We start from the raw sequence: 18216 nt of genomic DNA on the forward strand, positions 1-18216 counted from the left end.
GCCTTTTTACCGTGCTTGTTCTGCCCAGTTTTAACAGCAAATGTTATTCAGGATCACAAAAGCAATATTTAATTTTATCCCTGCATAATTCCGCTATTTGATCTGCCGTTTATGGTGCCGCATCAGATATTTATTCACTATTTATGCAATTAATGTGAATACCGTTAGCCTGTAACTGATTGATTTTTGGTTAGCTAACCTGTTTTATGCATTTTAAACGCTGGCTGGCACAAAGCATGCACTCTAGAGTAGAGCTGCAATGAATCAATTCATTAACATAATTTAAACTTTTGATTCACCCGCCGGGTGATGCTATGAGGCCGCTATGCAACAGTCAGTTTCTCGTCAGGATTTCGATCGCTGGATGGTTCCCGCTTATTCACCCGCCAGTTTTGTGCCGGAGCGTGCGGAAGGCTCGATGCTGTGGGATCAAAACGGTAAAGATTATATCGATTTTGCCGGCGGTATCGCCGTTAATGCGCTGGGCCATGCGCATCCTGAACTTCAGCAGGCGCTCACACAGCAGGCGGCCAAACTCTGGCATACCGGCAATGGCTATACCAATGCGCCGATCTTGCGCCTGGCGAAGCAGCTAATTGACGCCACCTTTGCCGAGCGGGTCTTCTTCTGCAACTCCGGAGCCGAAGCCAACGAAGCCGCGTTGAAGCTGGCACGTAAATATGCCCACGACAACGTCGGGCCGGAAAAAAGCAACATCATCGCTTTCAAAAACGCCTTCCACGGCCGCACGCTGTTTACCGTTACGGCTGGCGGCCAGCCCGCCTATTCGAAAGATTTCGCGCCGCTGCCGGGCGGTATTGACCATGCGGTATTTAACGATCTTGAGTCCGTCGCGCGCTTGATTAATGACCAGACCGCCGCGGTGATCGTCGAGCCGATTCAGGGCGAAGGCGGCGTACTGCCAGCCGAACCCGCTTTCCTGCGCGGGCTGCGCGAACTGTGCGATCGCCATAACGCACTGCTGATTTTTGATGAAGTGCAGAGCGGCGTCGGCCGTACCGGTTCGCTGTATGCCTATATGCACTACGGCGTAACGCCGGATATTTTGAGCACCGCTAAGGCGCTGGGTGGCGGTTTCCCGATTGGCGCGATGCTCACCACAGAAAAACTCGGCGCGGCGCTGAATGTCGGCAGTCACGGCACCACCTACGGCGGCAACCCGCTGGCGGGCGCGGTAGGCGGCAAAGTGATGGAGCTGATCAATCGCCCGGAGGTGCTGGCGGGGGTGCAGCAGCGTCATCAGTGGTTTGTTGCCGGCCTGAGCGCCATTAATCAGCGCCTGCATCTGTTTAAAGAGATCCGCGGTCTCGGTCTGCTGATTGGCGGCGTATTAAACGAAGACTTCAGCGGCAAGGCAAAACAGTTCAGCCTGGCGGCGGCGGAAGAGGGCGTAATGGTGCTGATTGCAGGCGCGAATGTGGTGCGCTTTGCGCCGTCGCTGATCATTAGCGAGCAGGATGTCAAAGAGGGGCTGGCCCGCTTTGAACGCGCCTGCGAGTCGGTTATTAAAGGAGCGTCGTGATGATGTATATTCGCCCCGTAGAGCGTGACGATCTGCCGCAGCTGATGATCCTGGCGGGCAAAACCGGCGGCGGCCTGACCTCGTTGCCTGCCGACAGCAAAACGCTGGCGGCGCGCATTGAGCGTTCTATTCAAACCTGGCAGGATACGCTACCGCGCGCCGAGCAGGGCTATGTATTCGTGCTGGCCGACAGCGACACCCATCAGGCCTGCGGCATCTGCGCCATTGAGGTGGCGGTAGGGCTGCAGGACCCCTGGTATAATTTTCGCGTCGGCACGCAGGTGCATGCCTCGAAAGAGCTGGAGGTTTACAACAACCTCGCTACGCTGTCGCTGTGCAACGATCATACCGGCAGCAGCGAGCTCTGCACGCTGTTCCTCGACCCGGAACGCCGCGACGGTAAAAATGGCTATTTGCTGTCAAAATCGCGTTTCCTGTTTATCGCCGCTTTCCGCGATCGCTTTATGAAGAAGGTGGTGGCCGAAATGCGCGGCGTCAGCGACGCGCAGGGGCGATCGCCGTTCTGGGAGAGCGTTGGCAGCCACTTTTTCTCTATGGACTTCACCCAGGCCGATTTTCTGAGCGGCACTGGACAGAAAGCCTTTATCGCCGAGCTGATGCCCAAGCACCCTTTGTACGTTCACTATCTGTCGGCGGAGGCGCAGGCGGTGATTGGGCAGGTTCATCCGCAGACCGCGCCGGCCCGTGCGGTGCTGGAGGCGGAAGGCTTCCGCTATCAAAACTATGTCGACATCTTTGACGGCGGCCCCACGCTGGAATGCGATATTGAGCGTATCCGCGCGGTGCGCAAAAGCCGTCTGCTGACCGTCGAGACGATCGCGTCGGACGCCAACGTTGATGACGCCTTGCCGCTCTGCCTGGTCAGTAACGATAACTATCACCACTACCGCGTGCTGCTGCTGCCTGCCGATCCGTACAGCGGACAGATCCGCGTGCCGGCTGCCGCCGCCGAGATTTTACGCTGTCAGCCCGGCGATACCCTGCGGGCGGTGCCACTTTGTAGCGAGGAGAAAAAAGCATGACGCACTGTATCAATGGAGAATGGCTGACCGGCAAAGGTGAAAGCCTGAGCAAATCCGATCCGGTCGACGGCGCGCCGCTGTGGCAGGGCAATGCCGCCGATGAACAGCAGGTGGCCGCCGCCTGTGACGCGGCGCGGGCAGCTTTTCCCGCCTGGGCGCGCCAGCCGTTTGCGGCCCGCCAGGCGATAGTGGAAAACTTTGCCGCGCAGCTGGAACAGCATAAAAACGATCTGAGCGAAACCATCGCTCGCGAAACCGGTAAGCCGCGCTGGGAAACGCTGACTGAGGTACAGGCGATGATCAATAAAGTCGCCATTTCCATTAAGGCTTACCACGAGCGCACCGGCACCCATCAACAGGCGGAGAGCGCGCTGCGCCATCGTCCGCACGGCGTGCTGGCGGTGTTCGGCCCTTATAACTTTCCCGGTCATCTGCCGAACGGCCATATCGTTCCTGCTTTGCTGGCGGGTAATAGCGTGGTGTTTAAACCCAGCGAGCTGACGCCGCTGACCGCGGAAAAAAACCTGCGTCTGTGGCTGGAAACGGGTATCCCGCCGGGCGTGCTGAACCTGGTGCAGGGCGCGCGTAGCGTAGGCCAGGCGCTGGCGCAGCAACCGCAAATTGATGGCGTGCTGTTTACCGGCAGCGCTAACACCGGCTATCAGCTGCATCGGCAGTTTGCCGGTCAGCCGGAAAAAATGCTGGCGCTGGAAATGGGCGGCAACAATGCGCTGATTGTTGAAGACGTGGCGGATATCGACGCGGCGGTACATATCGCCGTGCAGTCCGCATTTATTACCGCCGGACAGCGCTGTACCTGTGCGCGTCGGCTGCTGGTGAAACGCGGCGCGGAAGGCGATGCTTTTTTACAGCGGCTGGTGGAGGTCACTCGACAGCTGCGTATCGGGCGCTGGAATGATGAGCCGCAGCCTTTTATGGGTAGCGTTATCTCGCCGCAGGCCGCCGAACATATTTATCAGGAGTGGCAAAAGCGCATCGCGGCAGGCGGTAAGGTGCTGTTAAACATGCGCTGGCCGGCCCGCGACAGCGCGCTGTTGACGCCTGGCATTATCGATCTCACCGGCGTTAAGCATGTGGCGGATGAAGAGGTCTTCGGGCCGCTATTGGCGGTGGTGCGTTACGACAGTTTTGAGCAGGCGATCGCGCTGGCGAACGCTACCCGCTACGGCCTGTCTTGCGGCCTGATCTCGCCGCAGCGGGAAAAATTCGACCAGTTGCTGATTGAAGCGCGTGCGGGCATCGTTAACTGGAACAAGCCGCTGACCGGCGCCGCCAGCACCGCGCCGTTTGGCGGCATCGGCGCGTCCGGCAACCATCGCGCCAGCGCCTGGTACGCCGCCGACTACTGCGCCTGGCCGCTGGCTTCGCTGGAAACGCCCGACCTTACCTTGCCTGCGACGCTGTCGCCGGGCCTCGACTTCAGTCATCCGGAGACGCGCTAATGAAAGCCAGAGAAGTAAACTTTGATGGTCTGGTGGGATTAACCCATCACTACGCGGGGCTGTCGTTTGGTAATGAAGCCTCGACGCGCCATCAGCATCAGGTTTCTAATCCTAAACTGGCGGCGCAGCAGGGCCTGCTGAAAATGAAGGCGCTGGCGGATGCCGGTTTCGCGCAGGGCGTTATCCCGCCGCACGAACGGCCTCATCTGCCGATGCTGCGTCGGCTGGGCTTTAGCGGCAGCGATGCGCAGGTACTGGCGAAAGCGGGGCGTCAGGCGCCGCAACTGCTTTCTGCCGTTAGCTCCGCCTCGGCGATGTGGGTGGCCAATGCCGCCACGGTTTCGCCCTCAGCCGACAGCGCCGACGGCAAAGCGCATTTCACCGTGGCAAACCTGAACAATAAATTTCATCGCGCCATCGAAGCGCCAACTACCGGCGCGCTGCTGCGAGCTATTTTCCGTGATGAACGCTATTTCGCCCATCATCATGCGCTGCCGCAGGTGGCGCTATTGGGAGATGAAGGCGCCGCTAATCATAACCGCTTTGGCGGCGACTACGGCGAGCCCGGCGTGCAGCTGTTTGTCTATGGCCGCGAAGAGGGGCATGGCGGACTGGTACCGGCACGTTATCCGGCGCGCCAGACGCGGGAAGCCAGCGAGGCGGTGGCCAGGCTGCATCAGCTTGATCCAGCCCGCACGCTGTTTGTGCAGCAGAACCCGGCGGTTATCGACCAGGGCGTATTTCATAACGATGTGATTGCCGTTAGCAATCAGCGCGTGCTGTTTTGTCATCAGCTGGCGTTTTTGCATCAGGATAAACTGCTGACCGATTTAAGCGAAAGGGTGCCTGACTTTACGCCGATCGTTGTGCCGGACAATCGCGTGTCGGTAGCGGATGCGGTCGCTACGTATCTGTTTAATAGTCAGCTGCTGAGCCGCGACGATGGTACTATGCTGCTGGTACTGCCGCAGGAGGCGCGCCAGCACGTCGGCGTCTGGCGCTATCTGACCGAGTTGGTAGAGAGCGGCGGGCCCGTTCGCAAACTGAAAGTGTTTGATCTGCGCGAAAGCATGAACAACGGCGGCGGCCCGGCCTGCCTGCGCCTGCGTGTGGCGCTTAACGCGATCGAGCAGCAGGCGGTTAACCCGGCGGTGATGATGAATGACCGCTTGTTCGCCACCCTTAACCAGTGGGTCGATCGTCATTACCGCGATCGGCTGACTCAGGCCGACCTGGTCGACCCGCAGTTACTGATTGAAGGACGTGAAGCCCTGGATGAGCTGACACGTTTGCTAGACTTAGGAAGTGTTTATCCATTCCAGCAGGAATAAGATCCCGGCGGCGCGCGTCGCCGGTTTCCCGCGTTACAGGAGATGTCATGCAGGATTTGTTACAACAAACGCTTTCCGGCAGTGCGCCGGCAATGACCAGCGGTACGTTACCGAATCTGCGCTGGCAGTGGCTGGATGAGGGTATTCTTGAACTGACCCCACTGGCGCCGACGCAGCAGGCCATCGCTATTTCGGCCGGTATTCACGGCAATGAAACCGCGCCTGTAGAGATCCTGAACGCATTAATTACCCGTCTGCTGCAGGGTGAAATGTTGCTGGCGGCACGGCTGTTGGTGCTGTACGGCAATCCTCCCGCGCTGCGTGCCGGGAAGCGCTATTTGCGCTGTGATTTGAACCGGCTGTTCGGCGGACGCTGGCAGCAGTTTGAAAACTGCCCGGAGGCGCAGCGCGCCTTGCGTCTGGAGCAGGCGCTGGAAACATTCTGGCAGGTCGGGACCCATCAGGAGACGCGCTGGCATCTTGATCTGCATACCGCGATCCGCGGCTCGTATCATACGCGCTTCGGCGTGATGCCGTTCAGCCAGCGCCCCTGGCCTGACGATTTTATGCAGTGGCTGGCGGCGGCGGGACTGGAGGCGCTGGTGTTTCATCGTGCGCCGGGCGGTACGTTTACCCATTACAGTAGCGAACATTTTCAGGCCGCCAGCTGTACGCTGGAGCTGGGTAAGGCGCTGCCGTTCGGTCACAACGATTTGACGCAGTTCCAGGCGGCACAGCAGGCGCTGGCGGCGCTAATAAGCGGCGAACCGCTGCCGTCTACCGGTAAGACGCCGCGACGTTATCGCGTCACGCAGCAGATTACCCGCAACAGCGAACGGTTCCAGCTGCATATGAGCCCAGAGACGCTGAACTTTACTGCATTTCCGCAGGGGATGCTGCTGGCGGAAGATGGCGAAACGCGCTATTTCGTGCAGCAGGCGCGTGAGTACGTGCTGTTTCCTAACCCCAACGTCGCTCCCGGACTACGCGCCGGTTTAATGCTGGTAGAGGATAATGCGCATAATGCGGCGTTGAGCGTCGACGCGGCGGAGCCGTTGCAATAACCGATGCGGCCCAGCAAGCTGGGCCAGAAACAGAGCGCTACGCCAGCGCGCGTAGCCGTGTGACACTTCTCTGACGAACAAATAGCGCCAGCAAGGCGATGCCGGTCAGCGCCAGCGCGCTGGCCAGCAGGAAAGCGGAAGCATACCCGCCACCGTACTGGATCAAAAAACCGGTAATCGCCGGAGAAAGGATCCCCGCCAGGTTCGCCAGCAGATGAACAAAACCACCTGCGGTGCCGATGCGTTCCGCCGGAACGATATCCTGCAACAGCGACCAGCACGCCTGCGGCGTCATATAGGCAAAGACGCTGGCAAGGGTAATCAGCGCCACCGCGAAGATGATATTCTCAGCCCAGGCGGTGAGCATCACGCTGACCGCGGCGACAGCCAGACCAGCGAAGATCACCAGCTTGCGCGACAGCAGAAAATTACCGGTGCGCCGGTAGATGGCATCCGAGATCAATCCGCCGCCGATAAAACCCGCCGTTGCGCCCAGCCAGGGCAGAACGCCGATTAGGCTCATGCTTTTGATATCCAGATGCTGGTAATCCGTCAGGTAGCTTGGCAGCCAGGAGAGAAAAAAGAACTGGATATAGTTAAAGCAGAAGAAAGCGGCGGCTACGCCTAATACCGGCAGCGAGAACACGTAGCGCCAGATACCTGCCGGGCGGGTTCCGGCCTCGGCGAGACGGGTAGCGGGACGCTGCGCTTTAATCAGGCTGCGTTCGCTGGCGCTGACGTGTGGATGATCTTCCGGCTTATCGCGGAATAACCACAGCCAGAAGCCCAGCCAGACAAACCCCAGCAGCGCAATTGCCAAGAAAGAGACGCGCCAGCCAAAATGCAGCCCTACCAGGCCGACGATCGGGGCGGCTACCGCGGCGCCCAGCGGCTGTCCGGCGTTGGTAAAGCCGACGGCGCGCCCGGTTTCCTTACGGGGAAACCAGTTAGAGATCGATTTATTGGTGGTAGTGCCCATCGGGCCTTCGCCAATCCCGAACAGCACGCGCATAATCAACAGATGGGTAAAATTGCCCGCCAGCGCGGTGGCGCCGCAGAACAGCGACCAAATCGCCGCCGCCCAGCCGAATACCCGTCTTGGCCCAAAACGATCGGCGGCCCAGCCGCCCAAAAAGCAGAACAGGCAATAGCCGATAAAAAAGCAGCTAAACAGGATCCCCATCTGCGCATCATCAATATGCAGGTCTTGTTTGACCAGCGGCGCCATCACCGACAGCGCGGCCCGGTCGAGATAATTCAGCATGCCGGCAAAGAACAGCAGCAGCGCAATCAGGCTACGGTAGTTTTTAAACATTGCTGCTTCCCTCCAGGTTGATCCGCAAGTGGCTGACGGTATGTTGACGTATTACCTGCGCATCGGGCGTAAAGCCCAGCCCCGGCGCGTCGGGCAATGTCAGGGTTGGGGCAAAAGCTAACTGGGGATAGAGCAGGGAGGGAAAGCGGATAAACGGCACCTCCAGTTGGATGTCGTCAGGCAGCGCGGCCACAATATGCGCTGTCGCCAGCAGCCCGGCGCCGTAATAAAAGCAGTGCGGGACCACTTTCACCTGATGCTTTGCCGCCAGCGCGATCACGCGCAGCAGAGCGCTGATGCCGCCGACCTTCGCCACGCTGGGCTGAGCTACATCAATGGCGGCATTATCGAACAGCGCGGCGAATCCCCACTCGCCGCAGACATTTTCGCCAGCGGCGATCGACGTTCCCGCACTACGCACTGCGGCCAGGCCGTGTGCATCGTCCGGCGGCCAGACCGGCTCTTCCAGCCAGCCCAGCTTCAGCTCCGCCAGTTGAGCGGCGCGCAGGCTGGCTTCTTCTACTGTCCACGGGCAGTTGACATCCACCATTAACGTCGCCTCCGGCGGCAGCGCGGCACGGGCGGCGGCGATGGCGGCGTACTCGGTTTCATGCAGTTTCAGCGTGCGAAAGCCAGCCTGCCACGCGCGGGTCACCTGACGGGCAACCTCTTCAGGCTGGTTGTTATAGCTGACCAGGCTGGCATACAGCCCAATTTGCTGACGCGTCGCCCCCAGTAACTGCCACAGCGGCTGATTCAGCTGTTGTCCCAGCAGATCCCACAGGGCGATATCAATGGCGGACAGGCCAAAGCGCACCGGCCCGCCGCGGCCAAAGGCATGCAGCGCCTTCTCCGCCTCTGCCATCAGCGCTTCCAGCGCCGCGCGACTTTGCGGAACCGCCTTGCCTAAAAAGCAGGGGATGACCAGTTGCTGTAATGCCTGAGCCGTGACGGGATTCGCAAGATGGCCGAAGGCTTCGCCCCAGCCCTGAAGGCCACTGCTGGTTTCGATACGCACCAGCAGCGTTTCCATCTCTTCCAGCGCCGGCGAAGCGGCGTTCCAGGCGGTTTCCTGCGCCGCCGCCGCCGTTCGATCGCTGTCAAAGGGGAGGCTGAGACGTATGATCTCAATGCTTGTTATTTTCATGCCATAAACCTTAAAAGTTAGGGAAATCAGAGTAAGCGTTGGGTTTTAAATTATTTTTTGGCATTAACTGGAGCAAACCGACACCAGTATAAAAAACAGGCGGGACGCGGGGCACTATACAGGCGCATAAAGTTAGGGCGGGAAAACGAGGTATCTTTTGGCATTTGAATAAGCGCTTGCGCAGCAGCTCACAAAAAAACGGCAGAAACAAAATTTTCCTGGAAGACGTTAACTTTTTCTTTCCCCTGTTTTGTCGTCAGGGTTACACTTCTCCACGATTTCCGCCATTTTCCGCATAGTGTCATATTCTTTTGCAATTCTTCACCCTAATCTTCTTATTCTCTCCAGGATTGCTGCGTTTTTATCTTCTATGCTTTCAGGGCTTTACTCAGACTCTGAGTACTTGACGTTGTGTGTCGTAGACTCATTTCCGTAGCAGCGACATCAGCTGTCGTCATAAAACTGATAAGTAAGGACAATACAATGCGTAAACTCACCTCTCTTTTTGTAGCATCTGCTCTGGCTTTTGGTGCGGCAAGCGTTGCTCACGCAGCAGATACCCTGACCCCGCCACCGGCAGGTAGCGAAAAACCGATGCATCATAAAGGTCCGATGGGACACGGCCCGATGGGCATGTTCAAAAACCTGAACCTGACGGATGCGCAGAAACAGCAGATGCGCGACATCATGAAAGATGCCCGCAAAGATATGAAACGTCCGTCGCTGGAAGAGCGCCGCGCTAACCACGCGATTGTGGCCGCCGACAGTTTTGACCGCAGCAAAGCGGAAGCTCAGGCTGAGAAGATGACCGCCAACGCGAAAGAAAATGCCGTGGCGATGATGGAAACGCAGAACAAAATGTACAACGTGCTGACGCCGGAACAGAAGAAGCAGTACAACGCTAACTTTGAGAAACGTCTGACTGAAAAGCCGATGCATGACGGTAAGATGACTCCACCGCCAGCTGACGAATAATCGTCGCGCGGGATAATTCCTGAGACCGCCGACGTTGTCCATGGCCTGGCGCCGTGGGCAGCGTCGGCGGTTTTTTTATCAGAACGTCCCGGTGCCGCCGTCAGAACACCAAACCTGACCGGAGGTAAAGCTACTTTCCGCCGAGGCCAGCGTGACGTAGAGCGGGGCGATCTCAACCGGCTGCCCCGGACGACCGAACGGCGCTTCTTCGCCAAATTTCATCACTTTTTCCATCGGCTGTCCGCCGCTGGACTGTAACGGCGTCCAGTATGGTCCCGGCGCAACGGCGTTGACCCGAATGCCTTTTTCCGCCACCTGCTTGGCCAGCCCTTTGGTAAAGGCGACAATCGCCGCTTTGGTCTGCGCATAGTCGAGCAGAATGGCGCTGGGTTTGCCCGCCTGTACCGAAGAGGTATTCACAATCGCCGAGCCAGGCTTGAGATGCGCCATCGCCGCTTTGGTGATCCAGAACATCGCATAGACGTTGGTTTTAAAGGTTTTATCGAACGATTCGGTGGTCAGCTCGGTGATCGATTCTACATATTGCTGGCGACCGGCGTTGTTAACCAGGATATCCAGCCCGCCCAGCTGCGTGGCGGCATCGTTGACCAGCTTCTGACAAAAGGCTTCATCGGTAATATCACCCGGAATCGCTACCGCTTTGCGGCCCGCCGCCTTGATCAGATCGATCACTTCCTTAGCATCGGACTCTTCCGCCGGCAGATAGTTAATCGCCACGTCGGCGCCTTCACGCGCGTAGGCAATCGCCACGGCGCGGCCGATCCCGGAATCGCCGCCGGTGATCAGCGCCTTGCGGCCGGTAAGACGTCCACTGCCACGATAGCTCTCTTCGCCATGATCGGGACGCGGCACCATTTTACTGGCGAGGCCCGGCGGATCCTGCGGCTGACGTTCAAACGGGGGCTTGGGAAAGGCGTCGAGCGGGTTTTTACCGGTCAGCGGCGGCGCGCTGTTTGGCGTCGCGCCGGCGTTGCCGCTTTCCGCAGCGCTGGCGCTGCCCGCCATGGCCATACCGGTAACTGCCATGCTGCCCATTAGTCCGCCAACCACCTGGCGACGCGAAAACTTACTGTGATCGTGTTGAGACATGCGTTCTCCTTTTCATCAGTAAAGTGCCCAACAAACGGCGACACAACTGATTAAAAGGTAGACGCAAATCACAGTTCACGCGAAGCGACAGGCGGATTAGAGCGGGATTATCGGATATTTTCCGCTCAGCATCGGGCGGCAAAGATACTTATAGCCGTCATTATCAAAACCTTTCGGCGGGCTGGTCAGATTTTTCGCCTCGTCGAGATCGCTAACGGAGCCGAGGTAAAACCAGTTATGGATAATATGCATCTGGGTTTCCTGCGGGCCTTCCTCCACCAGCGCGACGGCGCCCGGCCACGGCCAGCAGATCACACGTACTTTTTCTAACGCCGCCAGCAGCCGCTGGTGGTGATCGCCAATCGGCTCTTTGCCGCAGCAGGCACCCGCGCAGCGTTTCAGGCTGGCGCGAAAACAGGCGCGGTTTTTACTGTAGCTTTCCAGTCCCAGCAGACCGTAGCAAAGCTGATGCTCATCGGCGATGGTTTTGAGCGTTTCCTGTGCCGCGCGGCGGCTGGAGTAAAGCCCGAACAGGTTAGGCGAGGCGGAGAAATCGAGATCGCGCGCATAAACGATATTGGGCTGCGTCACGCCGTCCCACTGTAGCGAGCAGAGCTGCCGATTTCGCCGCAACCGTTTATTGAACAACGGCTGCTGATTTTTAATCATCTGCGCTTCCAGCAGCAGCGCGCCCAGCTCGCCGGCGGTGGTAATCCAGCTGAGACGCCGCGTCAGACGCAGCATTTTTGCCTCATCCGGCGTGCGGAAGTGCGACATTACCCGCGTACGCAGGTTAATGCTTTTGCCAATATAGAGCGGCATAACGTCGCTGTCGCCGTGAAACGTATACACGCCCGGCAGCTTGGGGATCTCGTTAAGAAATGAACGCAAATGATCGGGATATTCATAAATGGCCGCCGCTTCAAACTCAAGGCGGTGGCTGGCAGCACGTCTTACCACAGGTGACTCCGTTTACTGGTTGCATATCCAGTCTATCAGCCGCAACGGAACTTGAACAGGGCAAAAAAACGGCACGTTGTCGGTTTTATCATCGTCCTGAGAAAGCGGCCAGAAAGGGTTATCTGTGCATCATGCGAAAAACAGTGATTTTTAACGGCGGGGTGCGGTTGAGAAAAAGCTGAGGCGGGAGGGCGGGCGCAAGCTGAAAGCAGGGGGAAGTAAGCAGGCCGCATGCGGCGGCCCGCTTATTAAGCGGTTACTTTTTCCAGTAATCGTCAAAAACGGTAACCGGCAGGCGACGTTTGTGCTCAGTTTTTTGATACCAGCCTTCAATGGTTTTCGCTGCAGACTCGTCAATCTGCTGGCCTTCAAGATAGGCATCAATCTGACCGTAGCTGACGCCCAGCGCCACTTCATCCTGCAGGCCCGGACGATCGTCTTCCAGATCCGCCGTCGGGTGTTTCAGATAGAGGTGCTGTGGGCAGCCCAGCGCTTTCAGCAGCATTTTTCCCTGGCCTTTGGTCAGGCGGTGCAGCGGGTTAATATCGGTGCCGCCGTCGCCATATTTGGTGAAGAAGCCAGTCACCGCCTCAGCGGCATGATCGGTACCCACTACCAGGCCTTTGGTCATCCCGGCGATACTGTACTGCGCCTTCATGCGTTCGCGCGCTTTTTCATTGCCGCGTACAAAGTCGCTCAGCTCGATGCCCGCTTCTCTCAGCGCGCGCTCGCTGGCCTGCACCGCTTCTTTGATGTTAACCACCAACGTGCGATCGGGCTGAATAAAATCGAGCGCATCCTGACAATCTTTTTCATCCGCCTGCACGCCATACGGCAAACGTACGGCAATAAACTGATAGTCGCTGTTGCCGGTTTCTTCGCGTAGTTCGCTTATCGCCAGCTGGCTTAATTTACCGCAGAGGGTAGAATCCTGACCGCCGCTGATGCCCAGCACCAGGGTTTTTAAAAAGGGATGGGCTTTCAGATAGGATTTCAGAAACTCAACGCTGGTACGGATTTCCTGTTTGGCATCGATCGTCGGCTTGACGTCCAGCGCCTTAATTATTTCCTGCTGCAGTGACATAAACCACTCCTTAAATCAGTAGCCTGATGGCTCGTTGCGAATGCGTATCTGTTAAAGCTAACGTGCATCAGGCAAAACGACAAGCGCGTTTGCGCCTGAGAAAGCCTCAGGCGCGGTTAATTCAGACAGTTTGCGGTTTTTTCGCCAGCAGGATAAAGGTCGCGATCGCCAACAGGTAACAGCCAAAGATGGTGAAGGTCATGGTTAACACGGAAGTACCGCCCAGGCCGGTCACCGGCACGCTGATCGCGCCGAGGGTAAACATGGTTACGCCGATCACCGCCGAGGCGCTGCCCGCCCGTTTGCCCTGGCTCTGCATCGCCAGCGACGCGGCGGTAACCGAGATCACCCCGTTGCTGGCCACGGTAAAGAACAGCGCTACCAGCACCAGCGGCAGCGCCGCGCCTGAGAGGCCGGTTAACACCAGACTGCCGGAGGCGATAAACGCCAGCGTCAGACCGCCTTTCAACACGCGATATTCTCCCCACAGCGGACAGAGGCGGGCGCTGGTTTGCGAAGCGATGATCAGCCCCAGTCCGTTAAGAGCAAAGCAGAAGCTGAACGCCTGCGGCGACAGACCATACAGCTGCTGCAGGACAAAAGGCGACGCGCCGATATAGGCGAACATCCCGGACATCATAAATCCCTGTGTCAGGCAGAAGCCCATAAAGGGACGGTGGGTGACTACTTTACCCAGCGCCCCCCAGGCGGAGAGCAGGGAACCCTGGCTGCGATTTTCAGGCGGCAGCGATTCATGCAGTTTCACGCGTGCCATCATCAGCAGCAGCAGGGCAATCAGCGCCAACACCATAAACAGCCCGCGCCAGTCGAGGAAAGCCATCAGCGCGCCGCCCATCACCGGCGCGGCAATCGGCGCCAGGCCGTTAACCAGCATCAACATGGCGAAAAAACGGGTTAAATCGTGGCCGCTATACATATCGCGGGCAATGGCGCGTGACAGTACCGCGCCGCCCGCGCCCGCCAGCCCTTCCAACAGGCGCGCCAGCAGTAACTGATCGATATTTTGTGCCAGCGCGCAGCCCACCGAAGCGATAATCAACAGGATCAGCGACAGAGATAGCGGTCGCAGACGGCCCATTTTATCGCTGAGCGGGCCAAACAGCAGCTGGCCAAAACCCAACCCAAGCAGACCGGCGGTCAGGCTGAGCTGCGCGGTGGCCGTGGGCGTGTTGAGATCCTGCGCCAGGTCGGGCAGGGCCGGTAGATATAGATCGATGCAAAGCGGCCCCAGAGCCGCCAGTAAGCCAAGGCTTATCGCATAGCCGATAGGGTTGCGATGGGCTGATGTCATGTTTTTGGTCTCTCCCTGTCAGGAATCATTGTGGCCCGTTGGGCATTCATTGCGCAGCCTCTGTGGGCTGCATCATTGCTACAGAGTGCAGGCGGCGCGATTATACGAGTTTGCGCCCGCTTTCCCCACGGTTTCGCTTAGCGACAGTTACCCCAGGCAATGACCATTGCATAGCCTGACCGGGGCGTCGGCTGAAAAGCGACAAATCTGCGCCATAAATTTGATAAATCAGTAGTTATGTTCCAGGATTACTTCACATGGACAATCAATGAGGAACATAAAGATGAAAAAACTCACAGGATTTATCGGTGCTGCAGTGGCTTTGGCGGTGTTGTCTGGCTGTACCGCTTACGATCGTGCTGAAAGTTTCGTTACTCAGCCGGTGGTGAAGGATGTGAAAAAAGGAATGACGCGTGACCAGGTTCGTCAGGTTGCTGGCCCGGCGTCCACCGAAATCACCATGGTTCACGCACGCGGCACCTGCCAGACCTATGTGCTGGGCGAGCGTGACGGCAAACCGCAGACCTATTTCGTTAGCTATAACGATACCGGTCGCGTGATGAACTACGGCTTCCAGAGCTGTAAAGAGTACGATACCGATCCGCAGGCCAATCAGTAAGGTCTGAGCAAAATTAACGGAGGCGGCTGTTATCGGCCGCCTCCGCTGTTTCTCTACGCCGTCCATGCCGATTTTTCCCTGCCGCACTCATTGCACGTCACGCTGTTCCGCTTTTCACCCACCGATCCTATAGCCCCGGCGGCCGCGGCACCTCAAGATATTCCCCGTTGATATTGCGCTCGTAGTAGTGCTCGTCCTGTACATAATAGCGTTGCCCGTTGTAATCGAGCGCGTGCATGCGGCTGTCCAGCGTAACGCGCTCTGCTGGTGGTTCTACTACCACGTAAGTGTCTCCCTGATGTTGATAATAGTTGCCGTTCAGCAAGTAGTAGGTGAGGCCGCCAATCAGTACGGCGGTAGCCGCCTCCGGCAGGAAGCGAAAGGGAGCTGGACCTCCCCAGCCGGGACCGCCGCCGTGATGCCAGCCTGGACCCGGCCCGCCACCGGGATGGGCCACCGCGATAACCGGCGCGGTTAGCGTCAGGACGAGTAGCGATGCGATAACCTTTTTCATGGTAATTCTCCTGCATTAACTCACAGCAGGATTGACCTGGACGCGGGAAAAAACAAGCGGGAAAAGGGCGATTTAGCGCATGGTTACCAGGCTTAATGCTTTCTTAACACGGCGGGAAAATAATGGAGTAAAAAGACAGGCAAAGTGGCCCTTTTACAGACTTACAGACGATACAGAAATCAAGGCGAAGAGAGCCCAGGCAGAAGAGTAAAGCGTCCCGCGCCACGGACGGCGCGGGCAGAGCTGTCAGGGATGACGCTTTTTGCGTCTTTGGGTTCCCTGAGCAGGTACTTAAGTAGCAGAGTGATGTGGCGGGCTAAACAACCCGCAGCGTTATCAGGCCGGTACGCTTAGCGCTTTTTGGCTACGAGACCAGATGCGATGCGCGCCGAGGAAGGCGATAAACTCGCTCATCAGCACGCCTTCCGCTTTCACATCCTCAACCAGACCCTCTTCAGGCTCTTCGTCGCCAAGGCCGAACTGCGCTTTAAAACGCCGCGCATCGCCGCTCAGGCCGATCACCTTCAGATGCTTATAGGCTTCCAGTAGATAATAACGCGCATCGCCGCTTAGCAGCAGCGCATCGATATTACCGTCCGGCACGATAACCGCATCTACCGTCACCGAAGGCAGGCCGCTAAAGGTGCCGTCAATTGGCAGGGTAGAGCCATCGTCGGCGCGAACCTGTCCCATATGCGACGCCAGCAGTTTAGCATGCACGCCATGGGCTTTTAGCTCCTGTAAAATTGCCAACACGTCGGCGGCTTTCACACCGTCGCTCAGCAACAGGGCAACCTGGCGGCCTTTAATATTGCCGTTCGGGATGGCGTACAGACTCAGGCTGGCATCTTTTCTCAGGCCGTTTACATCTTTCGGCGGCGCGGTATGCAGTTTCTCATCCGACAGCGCAATGCCCAGATTCTGCGCCACGCCGTGCGCCAGCGAGACATCAATATGCAGCAGATGATCAACCACGCGTTCGCGGATATAGGCGCGCGCCACCTTGCCCAATTCAAAAGAGAAGGCTTCGATAATATGCTGCTGCTCAATCGGCGTCTGGCTCAGCCAGAACAGACGCGGCTGAGAGTAATATTCGCCGAACGACGGGCTACGCTCGCGCACCTTATGTCCTTCAATGCGCTCCTGATAACTTTCAAAACCGCCGCGACGCGGCTGCGGCGGCGTTTCACGCGGCCAGTTATCGTTAATGGAGTTGGGCTCATAGTTCGCTGGATTGGTATCAATATCCATGCGATGCATACCCTGGCGCTGGAAGTTATGGTAAGGACAGACCGGACGGTTGATAGGAATTTCATGGAAGTTGGGCCCGCCCAGGCGGCTGATTTGCGTATCGGTATAGGAGAACAGACGGCCCTGCAGCAGCGGATCGTTAGTAAAATCCAGTCCCGGCACGATATGGCCCGGATGAAAGGCGACCTGCTCGGTTTCAGCAAAGAAGTTATCCGGGTTGCGGTTCAGCACCATCTTACCGATTAGCTCTACCGGTACCAGCTCTTCAGGGATCAGCTTGGTAGCATCCAGCAGATCGAAATCAAACTTAAACTCATCCGCTTCCGGGATCAGCTGCACCCCCAGCTCATATTCCGGGTAATCGCCTGCCTCAATCGCTTCCCACAGATCGCGGCGATGGAAATCGGGATCGCGCCCGGTCAGCTTCTGCGCCTCGTCCCACAGCAGCGACGCCTTGCCCGCGACCGGTTTCCAGTGGAAGCGGACAAAAGTCGCTTTCCCTTCAGCATTAATCATACGGAAGGTATGAATACCAAAGCCTTCCATGGTGCGATAGCTGCGCGGGATGCCGCGATCGGACATCGCCCACATCACGTTATGCAGCGTTTCCGGCTGCAGCGATACATAATCCCAGAAGGTATCATGCGCGCTTTGTCCCTGCGGGATTTCATTGTGAGGTTCGGGTTTCACCGCATGGACAAAGTCAGGAAATTTATGCGCGTCCTGAATAAAGAAAACCGGCGTATTGTTGCCGACCAGATCGAAAACCCCTTCCTGGGTATAAAATTTGGTGGCGAAGCCGCGGATATCACGCACGGTATCGGCGGAACCGGCGCTGCCCTGAACCGTAGAGAAGCGTACGAAGACCGGCGTAACCTGATCGGGATCGCGCAGGAAATCCGCTTTGGTGACGTCGCTCATGGCGCGATAGGGCTGGAAATAGCCGTGCGCCGCCGAGCCGCGCGCATGCACGATACGTTCAGGAATGCGCTCATGGTCAAAATGCGTGATTTTTTCACGCATGATGAAATCTTCCAGCAGCGTTGGACCGCGCGTACCCGCCTTCAGTGAGTTTTGATCGTTGGCGATACGCGTGCCCTGATTGGTAGTCAGCGGGAAGTTTTCACCGCCCTTACGGTGCGCGTCCAGCTGATCGAGTTTGGCGTTACGCGTGGCAGGCGACTTCAGACTGCCCGGCGCGGTGGGCTGTTTACCCGGCGGCGTGGGTTCGGGTGAAGGCTGGTGCGATCCATCTGCGGGGGCTAAAGAGTCCAGACCTGGCTTGGCGGATTCGGGACCTGTAGCCGGTGCGCTGTGGCTCAGTTCCTTATTATCGGTTTCTTTCGACATTAGCATTGCTCCTGTTGATGTCGTTTAAGGCTCCATTAACTATAGAACAGCACGTTAGGTACGCCTGGATTTTCCCGGGTTTTGTGTTATAGCGCGTTGAAAAAGTTGAACAGAAAGAGGCATTAAGCCTGGCGG

At 57.7% G+C, this 18216-nt stretch carries 15 protein-coding genes; 7 read left to right on the forward strand and 8 right to left on the reverse strand.

Going from position 1 to position 18216, the window contains the following annotated elements:
• The first annotated feature begins 325 nt into the window (after nt 1-325).
• From K6958_RS09640 to astE, 5 genes are read left to right on the forward strand one after another with little or no spacing between them, the layout of a single operon-like run.
• Nucleotides 326-1543, forward strand: a complete 1218-nt coding sequence (locus tag K6958_RS09640; protein WP_249894426.1) for a bifunctional succinylornithine transaminase/acetylornithine transaminase — start codon at nt 326-328, stop codon at nt 1541-1543.
• Nucleotides 1543-2586, forward strand: a complete 1044-nt coding sequence (gene astA, locus K6958_RS09645) for an arginine N-succinyltransferase (RefSeq protein ID WP_249894427.1) — start codon at nt 1543-1545, stop codon at nt 2584-2586. The genes K6958_RS09640 and astA overlap by 1 nt, the downstream gene beginning before the upstream one ends.
• Nucleotides 2583-4049, forward strand: coding sequence for a succinylglutamate-semialdehyde dehydrogenase (astD, locus tag K6958_RS09650; protein WP_249894428.1), 1467 nt, complete (start codon nt 2583-2585; stop codon nt 4047-4049). The genes astA and astD overlap by 4 nt, the downstream gene beginning before the upstream one ends.
• Complete coding sequence (gene astB / locus K6958_RS09655; protein ID WP_249894429.1) at nt 4049-5380, forward strand: N-succinylarginine dihydrolase; 1332 nt, start codon at nt 4049-4051, stop codon at nt 5378-5380. The genes astD and astB overlap by 1 nt, the downstream gene beginning before the upstream one ends.
• A 47-nt stretch (nt 5381-5427) precedes the next feature.
• On the forward strand, nt 5428-6444 hold the full coding sequence (gene astE, locus K6958_RS09660) for a succinylglutamate desuccinylase (protein WP_249894430.1): 1017 nt from the start codon (nt 5428-5430) through the stop codon (nt 6442-6444).
• Nucleotides 6445-6481: 37 nt separating this feature from the next.
• Here the strand turns inward: astE and K6958_RS09665 are convergent, their stop codons facing one another.
• A complete protein-coding gene (locus tag K6958_RS09665; RefSeq protein WP_249894431.1) occupies nt 6482-7759 on the reverse strand; it encodes an MFS transporter in 1278 nt (425 codons plus the stop codon).
• Nucleotides 7752-8906: a mandelate racemase/muconate lactonizing enzyme family protein gene (locus tag K6958_RS09670; RefSeq protein WP_249894432.1), complete on the reverse strand. Its 1155-nt coding sequence runs from the start codon at nt 8904-8906 to the stop codon at nt 7752-7754. Before K6958_RS09670 ends, K6958_RS09665 begins: the two co-directional genes overlap by 8 nt.
• 483 nt (nt 8907-9389) lie before the next feature.
• On the opposite strand from K6958_RS09670, the gene spy reads away from it, so the two are divergent.
• Nucleotides 9390-9881 (forward strand): ATP-independent periplasmic protein-refolding chaperone Spy, encoded by a 492-nt coding sequence (spy, locus tag K6958_RS09675; protein WP_249894433.1) that lies wholly within the window; start codon nt 9390-9392, stop codon nt 9879-9881.
• A gap of 78 nt (nt 9882-9959) precedes the next feature.
• Here spy and K6958_RS09680 read toward each other — a convergent pair whose 3' ends face one another.
• The 4 genes from K6958_RS09680 to K6958_RS09695 all read right to left on the reverse strand — a co-directional run bounded on the left by K6958_RS09680 (nt 9960) and on the right by K6958_RS09695 (nt 14347).
• Complete coding sequence (locus K6958_RS09680) at nt 9960-10991, reverse strand: SDR family oxidoreductase (RefSeq protein WP_249894434.1); 1032 nt, start codon at nt 10989-10991, stop codon at nt 9960-9962.
• Nucleotides 10992-11087: 96 nt separating this feature from the next.
• On the reverse strand, nt 11088-11951 hold the full coding sequence (cho, locus tag K6958_RS09685; RefSeq protein ID WP_249894435.1) for an excinuclease Cho: 864 nt from the start codon (nt 11949-11951) through the stop codon (nt 11088-11090).
• A gap of 256 nt (nt 11952-12207) precedes the next feature.
• Nucleotides 12208-13035 carry an NAD(+) synthase gene (gene nadE, locus K6958_RS09690; protein ID WP_249894436.1) on the reverse strand — a complete coding sequence of 276 codons (828 nt, stop codon included), beginning with the start codon at nt 13033-13035 and terminating at the stop codon, nt 12208-12210.
• A gap of 121 nt (nt 13036-13156) precedes the next feature.
• Nucleotides 13157-14347 carry a Bcr/CflA family efflux MFS transporter gene (locus K6958_RS09695; protein ID WP_249894437.1) on the reverse strand — a complete coding sequence of 397 codons (1191 nt, stop codon included), beginning with the start codon at nt 14345-14347 and terminating at the stop codon, nt 13157-13159.
• Between the two features lie 283 nt (nt 14348-14630).
• On the opposite strand from K6958_RS09695, the gene osmE reads away from it, so the two are divergent.
• The gene (osmE, locus tag K6958_RS09700) at nt 14631-14966 is read left to right on the forward strand and encodes an osmotically-inducible lipoprotein OsmE (RefSeq protein WP_249894438.1); all 336 of its coding nucleotides are present in this window, start codon (nt 14631-14633) and stop codon (nt 14964-14966) included.
• Between the two features lie 127 nt (nt 14967-15093).
• On the opposite strand, the gene K6958_RS09705 is transcribed toward osmE, so the two are convergent.
• Together K6958_RS09705 and katE are read right to left on the reverse strand one after the other, a co-directional pair.
• Nucleotides 15094-15480, reverse strand: coding sequence for a DUF6515 family protein (locus tag K6958_RS09705; RefSeq protein WP_249894439.1), 387 nt, complete (start codon nt 15478-15480; stop codon nt 15094-15096).
• Nucleotides 15481-15816: 336 nt separating this feature from the next.
• Nucleotides 15817-18081: a catalase HPII gene (gene katE, locus K6958_RS09710; RefSeq protein WP_249894440.1), complete on the reverse strand. Its 2265-nt coding sequence runs from the start codon at nt 18079-18081 to the stop codon at nt 15817-15819.
• Nucleotides 18082-18216: the final 135 nt, after the last annotated feature.

The organism is Mixta hanseatica (assembly GCF_023517775.1).
Taxonomy (GTDB): domain Bacteria; phylum Pseudomonadota; class Gammaproteobacteria; order Enterobacterales; family Enterobacteriaceae; genus Mixta; species Mixta hanseatica.